Origin of the sequence: Klebsiella sp. 141161 (assembly GCF_050600815.1) — a bacterium.
In the GTDB taxonomy this organism is placed as follows: domain Bacteria; phylum Pseudomonadota; class Gammaproteobacteria; order Enterobacterales; family Enterobacteriaceae; genus Klebsiella; species Klebsiella aerogenes.
In genome coordinates, this window is sequence record NZ_JAQIRN010000006.1 from 24,662 (window position 1) to 37,577 (window position 12,916).

The 12,916-nt window shown below is 57.5% G+C and carries 14 protein-coding genes; 5 read left to right on the forward strand and 9 right to left on the reverse strand.

Translation table 11 applies throughout. From position 1 onward, the window contains the following. Positions 1–2 precede the first annotated feature (2 nt). The 5 genes from PGR79_RS16150 to dagR all read right to left on the reverse strand — a co-directional run bounded on the left by PGR79_RS16150 (position 3) and on the right by dagR (position 5,480). On the reverse strand, positions 3–863 hold the full coding sequence (locus PGR79_RS16150; protein WP_161799897.1) for a PTS system mannose/fructose/sorbose family transporter subunit IID: 861 nt from the start codon (positions 861–863) through the stop codon (positions 3–5). Next, positions 860–1,609, reverse strand: a complete 750-nt coding sequence (locus PGR79_RS16155) for a PTS mannose/fructose/sorbose/N-acetylgalactosamine transporter subunit IIC (protein WP_015368463.1) — start codon at positions 1,607–1,609, stop codon at positions 860–862. Before PGR79_RS16155 ends, PGR79_RS16150 begins: the two co-directional genes overlap by 4 nt. 25 nt (positions 1,610–1,634) lie before the next feature. Continuing rightward, complete coding sequence (locus PGR79_RS16160; RefSeq protein ID WP_015368462.1) at positions 1,635–2,120, reverse strand: PTS system mannose/fructose/N-acetylgalactosamine-transporter subunit IIB; 486 nt, start codon at positions 2,118–2,120, stop codon at positions 1,635–1,637. Between the two features lie 10 nt (positions 2,121–2,130). Next, positions 2,131–2,559, reverse strand: a complete 429-nt coding sequence (locus PGR79_RS16165) for a PTS sugar transporter subunit IIA (protein ID WP_015368461.1) — start codon at positions 2,557–2,559, stop codon at positions 2,131–2,133. 119 nt (positions 2,560–2,678) lie between these two features. After that, positions 2,679–5,480, reverse strand: coding sequence for a transcriptional regulator DagR (gene dagR / locus PGR79_RS16170; RefSeq protein WP_430922159.1), 2,802 nt, complete (start codon positions 5,478–5,480; stop codon positions 2,679–2,681). Between the two features lie 177 nt (positions 5,481–5,657). On the opposite strand from dagR, the gene PGR79_RS16175 reads away from it, so the two are divergent. Then, a complete protein-coding gene (locus tag PGR79_RS16175; RefSeq protein WP_271031606.1) occupies positions 5,658–6,077 on the forward strand; it encodes a FosA family fosfomycin resistance glutathione transferase in 420 nt (139 codons plus the stop codon). A gap of 77 nt (positions 6,078–6,154) precedes the next feature. Here the strand turns inward: PGR79_RS16175 and PGR79_RS16180 are convergent, their stop codons facing one another. Further along, positions 6,155–7,567 carry a PLP-dependent aminotransferase family protein gene (locus PGR79_RS16180; RefSeq protein ID WP_430922046.1) on the reverse strand — a complete coding sequence of 471 codons (1,413 nt, stop codon included), beginning with the start codon at positions 7,565–7,567 and terminating at the stop codon, positions 6,155–6,157. A 177-nt stretch (positions 7,568–7,744) separates the two neighbouring features. Between PGR79_RS16180 and PGR79_RS16185 the strand changes: the two genes are divergently transcribed. From PGR79_RS16185 to PGR79_RS16200, 4 genes are all read left to right on the forward strand, one after another. Continuing rightward, positions 7,745–7,909, forward strand: a complete 165-nt coding sequence (locus tag PGR79_RS16185) for a DUF1127 domain-containing protein (RefSeq protein WP_015704272.1) — start codon at positions 7,745–7,747, stop codon at positions 7,907–7,909. A gap of 148 nt (positions 7,910–8,057) precedes the next feature. Next, entirely contained in the window at positions 8,058–8,522 is a 465-nt protein-coding gene (locus PGR79_RS16190; protein WP_049047305.1) for a MarR family winged helix-turn-helix transcriptional regulator, read from the forward strand. Positions 8,523–8,528: 6 nt separating this feature from the next. Further along, positions 8,529–9,596 carry an HlyD family secretion protein gene (locus PGR79_RS16195; protein ID WP_015368453.1) on the forward strand — a complete coding sequence of 356 codons (1,068 nt, stop codon included), beginning with the start codon at positions 8,529–8,531 and terminating at the stop codon, positions 9,594–9,596. Then, positions 9,586–10,650, forward strand: a complete 1,065-nt coding sequence (locus PGR79_RS16200) for a DUF2955 domain-containing protein (RefSeq protein WP_213317802.1) — start codon at positions 9,586–9,588, stop codon at positions 10,648–10,650. The genes PGR79_RS16195 and PGR79_RS16200 overlap by 11 nt, the downstream gene beginning before the upstream one ends. Here PGR79_RS16200 and PGR79_RS16205 read toward each other — a convergent pair. From PGR79_RS16205 to PGR79_RS16215, 3 genes are read right to left on the reverse strand one after another with little or no spacing between them, the layout of a single operon-like run. Beyond that, positions 10,647–10,901: a DUF3343 domain-containing protein gene (locus tag PGR79_RS16205; protein ID WP_213317803.1), complete on the reverse strand. Its 255-nt coding sequence runs from the start codon at positions 10,899–10,901 to the stop codon at positions 10,647–10,649. The genes PGR79_RS16200 and PGR79_RS16205 overlap by 4 nt on opposite strands. Continuing rightward, entirely contained in the window at positions 10,898–11,665 is a 768-nt protein-coding gene (gene yjiL / locus PGR79_RS16210) for a putative 2-hydroxyacyl-CoA dehydratase activator YjiL (RefSeq protein WP_087858260.1), read from the reverse strand. Before yjiL ends, PGR79_RS16205 begins: the two co-directional genes overlap by 4 nt. 9 nt (positions 11,666–11,674) lie before the next feature. After that, positions 11,675–12,826: a double-cubane-cluster-containing anaerobic reductase gene (locus PGR79_RS16215; RefSeq protein WP_213317805.1), complete on the reverse strand. Its 1,152-nt coding sequence runs from the start codon at positions 12,824–12,826 to the stop codon at positions 11,675–11,677. Positions 12,827–12,916: the final 90 nt, after the last annotated feature.

Sequence of the window (12,916 nt, forward strand, 5' to 3'; positions counted from 1 at the left end):
ATTTACAGCACTCCCAACAGCGAGCAGACGATGCTGATAGCGACTATCGACAGTAAAATGGTGGTGTAGCGCGGCCCTTTTTTCAGTAAGTAGAAATAGATAGCGAACACCGCCGCCAGCGGCAGCAGGCCGGGGGCAATTGAGTCGAGGATCTGCTGGACCACCACTTCCGAGCCTTTAAGCGCGCTGATTTTCAGCGGGGTGGTGATTTTGACGTAGCTTGCCGACAGCGCGCCCATCATGATGAGACCCAGTACGTTGGCGCCGTAAATCAATTCTTTAATTCGCCCCCCTTGCAGCAGGCCAATAATGGAGTCACGGCCGAGGGTGTAGCCTTTATGCACCAGTCCGTAGCTTATCGCCATGGTGATCGCCGGGTAGAGGATCAGCGGGGCGATCCCGCCGAACGCGCTGCCGCTGGCGGCGAAGGGGATGAAAATCGCAATCAGCAACGGCATCACCGCGGCCCAGATGATCGAGTCGCCCATCCCGGCCAGCGGCCCCATCAGGCCGGTTTTGATCCCGGTGATTGAAGCATCGCTGATCGGCTCGCCGCGGGTTTTCTGCTCTTCCATGGCGATGGAGATACCCTGGATAACCGAGCCGAAAGTTTGCTCCGAGTTAAAGAAGTTCAGGTGGCGTTTGAGCGCCTCGGCCTGCTCCTCTTTTTCCGGGTACAGCTTTTTGATAATGGGCGTCATTGAGGCGCAGAAAATCAGGCTCTGCAGACGTTCGTAGGAGCTGGATACTTCCGCCCCCAGCCAGTAAATCAGCCAGGCCTTGGTGATATCGGCTTTGCTCAGCGCCTGGGTTTCGCGGGCGCGTTCAACCAGTTCATGTTCCATTACATCGCTACTCATCATGCAGCTCCTTCATTTTTGGCCAGGCCTTTAATCAGGAAGGCGACGCAGGTGCCGAAAATCGCCATCGCCATGATGTCCACCTTCAGGTAGAGCACCGCGAAAAATCCGCCGATAAACCACGGCAGCAGGCTCTTTTTGCCGATCACCATGATGGTGATGGCAAAGCCCAGCGCTGGCAGGATACCGCCCATAATTTCAAACGAGTGGGTCAGCCAGTGCGGCATCAGTTTGAGGAATTTTTCCACTACGCTTTGGCCAAAGTAGTTGGCGGCGAAGACCACCGGGAAGCGCAGCACCAGCCCCAGCAGCGCCGGATAGATAAAGGCGCAGCGCATGATGCCCGCCATGTTGGCGCTTTCGGCGTGTTTGTCGGCCATATGCACCCACGCGGCGTTGAGCGTGCGGCGCAGCTGATCGAGGAATACCCCGATGACGCCAAACGGGATCGCCAGCGCGATCGCCAGGTTGGGCTCCATCCCGGCCTTCACGGCGATCGGAATGGCGATACAGGCGGCCAGCGCCGGGTCCGACGGCACGTTGCCGCCCGGTGTGGAGGTGACCCCAAGATAGACCAGCTGCATGCCTGCGCCGATGATCATCGCGGTTTTCATATCGCCCAGCAGCAGTCCGACGAATACGGCGATCACTACGGGCTGCAGCAACATGGCGGAGAAGGTATAGCCTAAACGTAATCGGGCGAACCAGTAATACAACCCCATCAGGCTCGCAAAAAGTAAGGTATCCATAGTTTTTTACCTTTTTATCAACTGGTTAGAATTTTTTCAGGATGTCGTCCAGTGACTGTGGTTTATCTTCCGGGATGGTCTGAAAGAACACCTGAATGCCGCTATCCTTCAGAGCGCCGAGGATGCCGACATCTTTTTCATCAAGGGTGATGTTCTGGAACACGGCCTTGCGGTTCGGCCCGCCGCCCAGCCCGCCAACCTGAATCGTCTGCACGTCAAAGCCCAACTGGACGGCTTCCTGAACGGCTGACAGCGACGGGAATAGCACCAGCACATTGCCATCGCCGAGCTGATTCTCTTTCCAGGCGGCGGCGAAGCTGGCGTTGCCGTAACAGTCGACTTTGATGTTCGGCGGCGCGGCCATTAAATAGATATTTTTCATAAACGGATCGGCATCCAGCTCGTCGCTGACCACGGCGATACGATTGGCCTGCGACTGGCCGACCCATTTGGTGACGACCTGACCGTGGATCAGACGGCTATCGATACGACATAAAACGATTTTTGCCATGATGGGCTCCTTAAGAGGTTAACTGGTTCACGTGGGCGACAACGTCGCGGCAGCTGCTGCGTCCTGCTTCGACCAGCGCATTAACGCAGCCGGTGAGCGGGCCCTGCTCGCGCAGATCCAACGCCTCCAGCAGCAGCGAGGCGTTGAGCCCGCAGACGACGGCGATGGGGTAATCCGCGCTCAAGCGCGCGGCGACGTTGGAGGTAGTGCCGCCGAGAAAATCGGTCAAAATCAGCGAGCCTGCCGGCATCGCCTGCACGGCCGCTTCGACGCGCTGATAAAACTCGCCGAGGGTATCGACCGGCATAAGCGCGATTTCGCTGACGCCGGCGATTTCGCCGGTCACCATGCGCAGACTGTCGCAAAGTTGCGTGCCCCAGCCGCCGTGCGTCAGCAGCAGAATTTGGGGTAACTGGGTGGTAGGTTCAGTGGATGACAAAGTGGCCTCCTGGCGCCGAATCGTTGACGCACTAATAAGAGCAAAGCGCGTGCCACAATTTGTGTCATCTACCGAAGAGGAAAAGGCTGGCGGGCCGCAAAGCCGCGCCAGAACAGGCGTTAACTAAATAATAATTCGTAGATATAAATGTACTCGGCATCGGATAAACGGATGGCGTAGGCCTCCTCAACCGGATGGAAAGCCGATTTAATGACACTAAATGCCTGAGCGTCCATATCCGGCCGCGTTTCCAGCGCCATCTGTAACGGTTTCCGGTTAATCACGATACGCTCGACCATACAGCAGCAGTGGATCAGAAAGCGTAGTGTCACCTGGCGGTTAGGCGCGATGGCCAGCGTGTTCCTGAGCTGGTTCAGGATCCCTTCCATTTCTTTTAATATGCGCTGCGGATTGAGCACCGAAATATGGTTGATAATGCTTTCCATGGTCAGGGCGCTGATAAACCGTGAAGCGCTGCGCTCCATCTCCAGACGGCGCTCGCTGCTGGATAAATCCGGGGTCAGCAGGCTGAGCACCAGCTCCGGCCCCTGCTCGGAAAACAGCTCCTCCAGCGAGATAAACGGGATATCGGGCAGCCCCGGCTGGAATGTCCCGACAATACCCGCCAGCCGTTCATGCGCCCTGATTGCCTGCTGTAGGCGCTCCGGGCTGCGAACTTCGTTGTAATCGAGGATCACCATCCGGGTATCCTGCGACATCAGCTCGCCAAAGCTCTCCTCCAGCACCTTTTTGATTTTTTCCGCCGTGCCCATGCCGGTAATGCAGGAGATAACCAGCACCTTGCCGGCGTTCTCCTGCTGCGGCGTGCACAGCTGGCTGGCGATGCCTTTTTCCTGCATCAGATTGACCAACCGCGGCAGGTCGCCGGTTTCGTAGCTGAGATCGAGACCGATCTCCAGCAGGCTGGTCAGGGTGATATTCGGCATCAGCAGGACATCGATCTGGAACAGTTTGCTGATGGTGCTACCGAAATGAACCAGCGATCCGATGTCTACCATCAGGATCAGCCGCTGCCAGCCTTTGCTGTGGATCAGTTGGATCAGTTTTTCCAGCGTATCGTGCACCGATTGTTCGAACGGCATGTCGATAGCGTTGAACAATTCGCGCTCCAGCACCCGATTGACGTACTGCGCCATGCTGGTGGCGGTGGTGGCGCCATGGGCTATGAGGATCGCCCCGCAGTCCGGGCTGGCGTTGATGCGCTGGCGATAATGGCGGCACTCTTTGAGGAACAGGCACAGCCAGACCACCTCGGTGGCCGGGCACTGGATATGCAGCAGATCGTTGATCTTCTTGCACAACAGAGTGGCGTTATCGTATTCATCTTTGCAGCGATCGAGGATCAGGCTCGAAGAGTATAACTGCGGGATCAGGCCGCGTTGTACGTAGCTGATGAGAGCGAGAAAGTGTTTACGCAGCGGGTTGACCAGGTTTTCCGGCAGGGCGAAGCCGAGTACCTGCTCAACGTAACCGATAAGCAGAGCCACCCGCTCTTCAATCCGATCGCCATAGCGCGGGGCATGGCTGGCGTTATCGCGGCTATAGAGGCCATATTCAAAAATCGAACTGAGCTTATTTTTAAGGATCGCCAGCGTCTCGGCGGGCGGCACGTTGCTGTTGCGCAGGTTAACGTACTCGCGGGTCAGGAAGCTGTAGAACAGGTCGCTCTCCTCGACGCTGTCATCGGCCGCTGAACTTTTCAACTGCGGAAGAGTACGGGCATCGATGTTTAGCAGGGGACGGCCGTTAAACAGCGCATCGACCAGCTGTCGTTGCTCCGGCGTGGCATTGATCGGGCCGTCCGCCAGTTTGCTATCCAGTAGCAATACTTCGTTATGGGCCGCCATCCCCGAGGCCCATGCCTGGGCGCACAAAAACTGGATATCGCTTTTGAGCTGGCCGATATTGCCCTCCAGCGGCTTGTTCAGCAGCCACAGCAGCAAGGGTTTATCTACGCTTACCGTGCGTTCGATCTTGCGGCTTTCACGTTGTAAAAAGCCGATGATCAGTTCAATCTGCTCCTCAACCGAACGCTGGCGGATACCGGGTAGATCGATGGTGACCTGAATACGCCGCTGGAAGGTGCGTAATAGCGATGAACTGATGGGCTCGGTGGTGGCGCAAATCAGACGTACGGCGATATTGCGCGCCGGGCCGCTGGCGCCGAGCGGGCGATATTCGCCTTTATCCAGCAGCGAGAAGAGCTTTTCCTGCCCTTCATAGGGCAGGCGATGCACTTCATCCAGCAGCAGATAGCCGCCGTCGGCCTGTTCGATCAGCCCGCTTTTGTTTTCCGTCGCCCCGGTAAAGGCGCCCTGACGGTGGCCAAAGAGATGCGATGACAGCAGTTCCGGGTTGTTGGCGTATTCCGCGCAGTTGAAGTAGACCAGCGGCGGCCGTTTTTCACCGCCATGCTCGCAGGCGTAGCGGTGCATCAGCTCGGCAAAAAAGGTTTTACCCACGCCGGAGGGGCCGGTCAGCAGGACGTGCAGGCCGTGGGGATACAGCACCGCGGCTTTCCCTTTTTCCACGGCATCGTGCAGGCTGCGATCGTGGCCGATCAGCATGGCGAACGGGTCGACAGCCTCATTGTTATCTTGTGGCTGCGGCAGGAGATCGGCGAGTGTTGCCGGCTCGCGTTCGCTTTCCGTCAGCGTACGGTCGAGTAGCGTTTCCGTCGTCCGGCGATGTAAAAAGAATACCGGGCGGCCGCGCGTTTTAATCACCAGCCCGTCGCTCCATAGCTGATTGAGATCTTTACTCACCGAGTTGCGCGCCAGCCCGAGGTTAAAGCCGATTTGCTCTGCGGTGAAGGCGTTCGAGCCCCTGGCTAAATCCTCCAGCGTCACGGCCTGGCTCAGCCTCTCCAGCTCCCGCAGTACTATCTCAATACGTCTCATCTCGTTACCGGGTTGTTCAATGTCGATAGTTGAGAACATACACTATTACGCGGCGTCAGAAAGAGACCGGGGGCGAAGTTGCCGGTCTTAGCGGCCAGCAGGGTGTCCTTTCGCTGCCACAATGGTGGTTTAGGGTGAGAGTGGGTATGGTTAACGTCTCTCACCGGAGGAACAGATATGTTGAGCGGATTGAATCATCTGACCCTGGCGGTCAGCCAGCTGGCGCCGAGCGTGGCGTTTTATCATCAGCTACTCGGCATGACGCTGCACGCGCGCTGGGATAGCGGCGCGTATCTTTCCTGCGGCGATCTGTGGCTGTGCCTGTCGCTGGATCCGCAGCGGCGCGTCACTCCGCCGGAGGAGAGCGACTACACCCATTATGCGTTTAGCATTAGCGAGGCGGATTTTGCCAGCTTTACTGCCCGCCTTGAGGTCGCTGGCGTAGCGGTATGGAAGCTAAACCGTAGCGAAGGCGAATCGCACTATTTCCTCGACCCCGACGGCCACAAGCTGGAGCTGCACGTTGGCAGCCTCGCCAAGCGCCTGTCCGCCTGCCGTGAGCATCCTTATAAGGGGATGGTGTTTTTTGGCGAGTGATAGAGAGGCTCCTGGAGGCGGCGCTTGCCGCGCCTTTTCCGGGCTACCTGCTCGCAGACAGGGGGGAAGACAAAGCCTCACTCCATCGCCACCTTCACCGCTTCCCCCAGCTTCACCATTACCTCTTTATGCTTCTCAATCGGCGGCAGGGCGCAGTTGATCCTTAAGCAGTTGCGATATTTCCCGGATGCCGAAAACAGCGAGCCCGGCGCGACCTGGATCTTCAGCCGACACAGCTGCTTGGCGACGCAGACCATATCCACCTGCTCCGGTAGCTCGACCCACAGCATAAAGCCGCCTTTCGGCCGGGTAACGCAGATCCCGCAGGGGAAAAACTCCCGCAGCCAGCAGGTATAGATCTCCATATTACGCTGATAGATCTGCCGCATCCGCCGTACGTGGCGGTGGTAATGGCCTTCGCGAATAAAGTTACAGGCCGCCAGTTGGGTTGAAGGGACGTTAGTGCCGCTGGCGGCGTACTTCATCTGCAGCAGACGATTGTAGTAGCGACCGGGGGCAATCCAGCCGATGCGCAGGCCGGGGGCGATGGTCTTGGTAAACGAGCTGCAAAGTATCACCCGACCGTCGATATCCCATGAATGAATCGTACGCGGGCGCGGGTATTCGGTCGCCAGCTCGCCGTAAATGTCATCTTCGAAAATCACGATATCATGGCGCTGGGCGAGGGACAGCATCGCGCGTTTGCGCGCGTCAGGCATGATGTATCCCAGCGGATTGTTGCAGTTAGGCACCAGGATCACCCCTTTGATTGGCCACTGATCCAGCGCCAGCTCTAAGGCCTCGATGCTGATCCCGGATTCCGGATCGGTTGGGATCTCAATGGCTTTCAGCCCCAAGCCGCGTAGTATCTGCATGGTGCCGTAGTAGCAGGGGGATTCGACGGCGACGATATCGCCGGGATGACACACCGACAGCAGCGCCAGCGATAGTGCGCTGTGGCAGCCGCTGGTGATCAGTAGATCGTCGGCGGTGACGACCGATCCGCCGTCGAGCATCAGGCGGGCGATCTGTTCGCGTAGTTCGCGACGCCCGGCCAGTTCGTCGTAGTTGAGCACTTCGCTGAGGTTGTGCTGAATTGCCCGGCTCAGTTCGCGCCAGATAGGCTTAAGGCTAGGCTGGGTGACGTCCGGCGAGCCGCCGCCGAAAGTAATGATTGATTTATCATTGCGCGCATCGAGCATGGTCAACACTTGGTCCCACTGGGTGATCTCCACCGGGCGCTGCACCGGGCGCGACATCGGCGGCACCGGCGCTTGGGCTTTGCGCGGGGCGACGAAATAGCCGGAGCGCGGCTGCGGCACGATCAGCTGTTGCTGTTCCAGCGTCTGGTAGGCCTGCTGAACGGTACTGATGCTGACGCCATGCTCCTGGCTCAGGCTGCGCACCGACGGCAGCTTTTCGCCGTGGCGATACAGCCCTTGTTCGATACGCTCAGCCAGCAGGCTGGCCAGATGTTGGTAACGGGTCATGCTGTATCCTTAATTATCGCCATACAGATAGATAAACCAGTACAGATGGCGGTCAAAAATGGGGCATGGTGTACGTTTTAGCCAATCTGTATGTTAAAGAAAAGTGTTTTGTGAATCTGTATTGTTCAGGCCCGGATCCGTGAAGATAAAGCCTCTGGCAAGGCGAGGAGGTAGAGGATGGAATTTCACGAGAATCGGGCAAAACAGCCGTTTATCGGCTGGGTATTTCTGGCGCGAGCAATTAGAAAATGGTGGCTTCGTGGGCAAACGCGCAAAATATTGCAGCGAATGAGCGACGAACAGCTGAAAGATGTCGGGTTGCGCCGGGATCAGATCAATTAAAAAGTGCTTTTTTGTAGCCCCGGTAAGCGTCAGCGCTACCGGGGAATTACATTCACAAAATTTATCAATTGATGCTTCTACTCCCATTGTTTCTTGATACTTACCATGATAAGTATTATTTTCCCCACAGCTAAGTGAGGAAAGTAACATGACCGAAGACGAACTATTTGCCCGCCGCCCGATGGGGATGCGTATGGCGATGGTGGTGCGCCAGTGGCGCGCGATTATCGACAGCGCCATTACCGATACCGGCCTGACCCAGTCAAGCTGGACGGTGCTGATGCAGCTGCATCAGCTGGGGTGCAACGTCTCGGTAAGCGAACTGGCGGAAGTGCAGGGTATTGAACTGCCGCCGCTGATGCGCACTCTCACGCAGTTGGAAAAGCAGGGGTATCTACTGCGCTCAACATCGCCATATGACAAACGCATCCGCCTGCTTACGCTGACGGCAGAAGGCCGTACTATCCTGGAAAAGCTGAACCGCGTCATTGAGACTTATCAACAGCGCGTGACGGAAACCATCCCCGATGCGGACCTCGACACCTTCAGCGCCACGTTAAATCAAATCGCCTGCAACTTGCGGACAATCCGCGAAGAAGATAACAAGATCTAAAAAACTATGATGACGCCAGAACAAAAATTTGCCCGCTGGGTAAGGGTAAGTATTGCCGCTTTCCTGGTGATATTCGCCTGGTTTATCGTTGCCGATATCTGGATCCCGCTAACCCCGGATTCCACCGTGATGCGCGTGGTGACTCCGGTCTCGTCGCGGGTCTCCGGCTACGTCTCGCACGTCTATGTGCACAACAATAGCCAGGTGAAAAAGGGCGACCTGCTGTATGAGCTCGATCCCACGCCATTCATTAATAAAGTTGAAGCGGCGCAAATCGCCCTTGAACAGGCCAAACTGAGTAACCAGCAGCTGGATGCGCAAATCGCCGCCGCTCGCGCCAACCTTCGCACCGCGCAGTACACCGCGCGTAATGACAAAGTTACTCTCGACCGCTACCAGCGCCTGAGCACCATGCAAAACGTGTCGCAATCGGATCTCGATAAGGTGCGCACGACATGGCAGACCAGCGAACAATCGGTCAGCGCCCTGAATGCGCAGATTCAGAACCTGCTGATCCAGCGCGGCGAGCGCGACGACAAGCGCAACGTGACGCTGCAGAAATACCGCAACGCGCTGGAAGAGGCGCAGCTCAACCTCGGCTGGACCCAGGTGCGCGCCGAGACCGACGGTATGGTCAGCAACCTGCAGCTTAATCCGGGTATTTACGCCACCGCCGCCACCGCCGTGCTGGCGCTGGTTAACAACAACACCGACATCGTCGCCGACTTCCGTGAAAAAAGCCTGCGCCACACGGCGGTGAATACCGATGCGGCGGTAGTGTTCGATGCCCTGCCGGGTAAAGTCTTCCCGGCGCACGTGACCAGCAGCGACGCCGGTATTCTTGCCGGTCAGGAAGCGGTGAATGGCCAACTGTCGCAGCCTGAGCAGTCCACCCGCTGGGTGCGCGATGCCCAGCGCATGCGGATCCACGTCGCGCTGGATCAACCGCTGGATAAGCCGCTGCCGACCGGCGCCCGCGCTACGGTGCAGTTGTACAATAGCGACGGCCCCTTCGCCCGCACCTTTGCCGGCCTGCAGATCCACCTGGTGAGCTGGTTACACTATGTCTATTAACACCCTGGCGCACGTCTTTACCCCGCACGGCAATATCGTCTACACGGCCAATGATTTTCGTCAGACGGTACGCATTGCCGTCGCCGGGACCATCGCACTGAGTATTTCGACTTTCTACGACGTGCAGTACGGCGTGTTTTTCGTGGTTTATCCACTGATGCTGATGTCGCTGGTGCCGGTGTTCAACCGCCACGTCGCCCGGCAGTTTGTGTTCAGCGCGGCGGTCAATTGCGTCGAAATGGTGCTCATCGTCGGCTATCTGTCGCAGTGGCCGGTAATTATGACATTAGTCGTCTTTGGTCTGTACGTGATGCGTTTTCGCTTTATGAGCCAGGGGCCGCTGTTCCTGCTGGGATCGATGGGCGTGGTGTGCCAGAGCACGATGCTCAATTTTATGAGCTATCCCACCAGCAACTGGCACACGCTGATGTTCTCCAATATGGAGGCCTGCGTGATGGCGGTGGCGCTGAGCGCGCTGCTGCACTATTTGATCCCGGATGTTGAACCGCGTAAGCCGCCGCCGCGCATAGAGAAAGACGCCGCGCGGATCCGTCATGAATCGCTGCTTTCCGGCACGGTTGCGACCATTATCTTTGTGATCTTTCAGATCTGCGATCTGAGCGATTCGCTATCGGCGCTAATGGCCGGGGTGCTGATCCTGTTTCCGATGCACTATCGCGGCGCGGTGATAAGCTCGATCTGGCGTGTGGCGGGGGTCGTGCTGGCTTGTCTGTACATTCTGGTGGTGCAGCTGATTATCTATGATTTCAGCAACCACATGATCCTGATGATGCCGCTAATTGGTCTTGGCCTGGCCTTTAGCGCCCGCCTGCACGTGATGGAAAAAGTGGGCGCGGGCGTAGGTTTCGCCAGTATCACCACCATCGGTATTATGTTTGGCCAGAACCTGCATCCGAATCAGGATCTGGTGTTCAGCGACCTGTACCGTATTACTTCGGTCACGGTCTCGCTGGTGGCGACGCTGACCATGGTGTTTCTGGTCCATCGGGTACTGAACTGCTTCGCGCCGACGCGGTTTGTGATCACCGATTAATCCTCCTGCGGGAAGCGGGCGATGCAGCGCCACGCTTCCCCGTTTTGCTGATAAAGCGCCGCAGTATGCCCGGCGATTATCCAACTTCGCGCTGTTTTTTCGCCCCCCTCAATCAATACGCACAGCCCGCAGCCGCTGCGCAGCTGGCGGGGAATATCTTTTACCTCGAAGGTCATCCCTGCCGCCTGCAGGGCTTTGCGCATCCGCACGACGCCCACCGTTGAATGGAATAAGAATAGATATTTGCTCATCCGCGTCTCCGCTGGCGCTGGCCGATCAGCGCCGCGCCGATCGCCCCGGCAAACTGGGCGTCGGGATGGGTCGCGACCGGCATGCCAACATGCTTCTCCAGCATGCGGGCGAAGGCGACGCAGCGGCTGACGCCGCCGGTAAACAACAATGGCCCCTGTGCCGATAAGCGGCCAATAAAGTTCGCGCTGCGCCGCGCCATGGCGTTGATCACCCCGGCCAGAATTGACTCCGGCGCGACTCCGGCGGAACGCAGGCTGATGACTTCCGATTCGGCAAAAACCGTACACATGCTGGTGATGGCGTGCGGTTCTACGCCTTCGGTAATAGTGTCCAACTGGTCGACGCTGGCGCCGAGGGTCCGTGAAATAACTTCCAGAAAGCGCCCAGTACCAGCGGCGCATTTGTCATTCATCAGAAAGTCGCTGAGGTTGCCCTGCTCATCAAGCTGGATGACTTTGCTGTCCTGGCCGCCGATATCAATCACCGCGCGGGTTTCCGGCGCCAGCAGGCGCGCGCCGAGCCCGTGACAGGAAATCTCGGTGACTTGTTTATCGGCGAAATCGACCAACTGGCGACCATAGCCGGTGAGGGTTAAAAAAGGCGTTGTCGCGAGGTCCGCGCGCAGCGTCTCCCAGGCCTCGTGAATGGCATCGGCGGGGCGAAAGGGCGTCGGAATGAGGAAACGGCGCACGATGGCGCCGTCTGCCAGTAGGATGCCTTTGGTGGCGGTGGAGCCGGAATCAATACCTACCGAGTAGATCACGCTTGCTCCTTATAGCATTTCGATAAACGCGGCGACGCGGGTACTGAGCTGGCCGAGATCCGCCGTCGAATAATCGGTCTCGATCGCGATATAAGGAATGTCGTGCCGCTGGCGAACGTGACGCTTAATCGCCAGCGATTCCACGGCGTAGGTATGGCAAGCCTGCAGAATGACATCGACCACGCCGTCGGCCTGGTATTCCTCAACCATCTGGCTTAGCAATTGCAGGCGCTGGTCGTTAGGTGAAATACAGGAGCAGCCGATGGCGAGATATTTATCGGTTAAGGCATCGTAGACGTCGCCATCTTCCGCCACGCAGCGCTCGGTGGCCTTCGCGCCGGTACAGTTCTCGTAGCCCACCACCCAGCCGCCGTTTTCTTCGATAGCGCGGACGACTTTTTCCGCCGCGCCGCCGATCGGGCAGCCGGTGATCAGAATACGCGGACGAGACGCCAGCCGTTGGCCTCCTTGCCATTGCTGATGGATACGTTCCGCCATCGCGTTCAATTCGTCAATCAGCGCGCTTTTGTCGAAGCGGAAGGTCGCGCCATAAACCACCTTCAGAATATCGCTGCCGCTAAGCGCCGGCGGATTGAGTTGCCCGAGGCGATAGAAGTTGGCCAGCGCCCGGCGTTCGCAATTTTTCAGTATGATGGCTTCACGCAGCGCCGCTTCGCTAATGGGCGTGGCAAACCGGGTTTCAACGACCTGCTGCAGGCGTTTGATTTCCGCTTTCCACAACGCGCGGGAGGTGGCGTCGCTGGCGCTGTTCGGTAGTTGCATTACGTGTACTGCCTTGAATTCGGCCATGTACTCGTACATCTTCTTTTTGCCGTCGCAGGTGGTTTCGCCGACCACCAGATCGGAGAAATAAAAGTAGGGGCATTTATCGGTTTTGCCGAAGCCGTAGCTGCTTTTAATCAGTGGGCAGAGGTTGCGCGGCAGGTCTTTCTCCGCCTCTTCAATAGTTTCATCAGAAGTGGAACACAGCGAGACGACCACGGCGCCCGCCGCCATGGCTATCTCCTGGGGCATAAAAGTGCAGTAGGTACCGACCAGCGGTACGTTCTGCTCTTTGAGTTCCATTACGCTGAGAAAGCCTTTCTGGCGAGCTTCTGAGAATTGATCGAAGAGGGCGGGTAGATCGGTGATGAGCGACATGATTTTCCTTCCCCGTACACGGGAGATGATGAAAGAGTCGCCATTATAACCATGTTATTTGTGTGTATTTATTGATCTCCCGCCCATCCC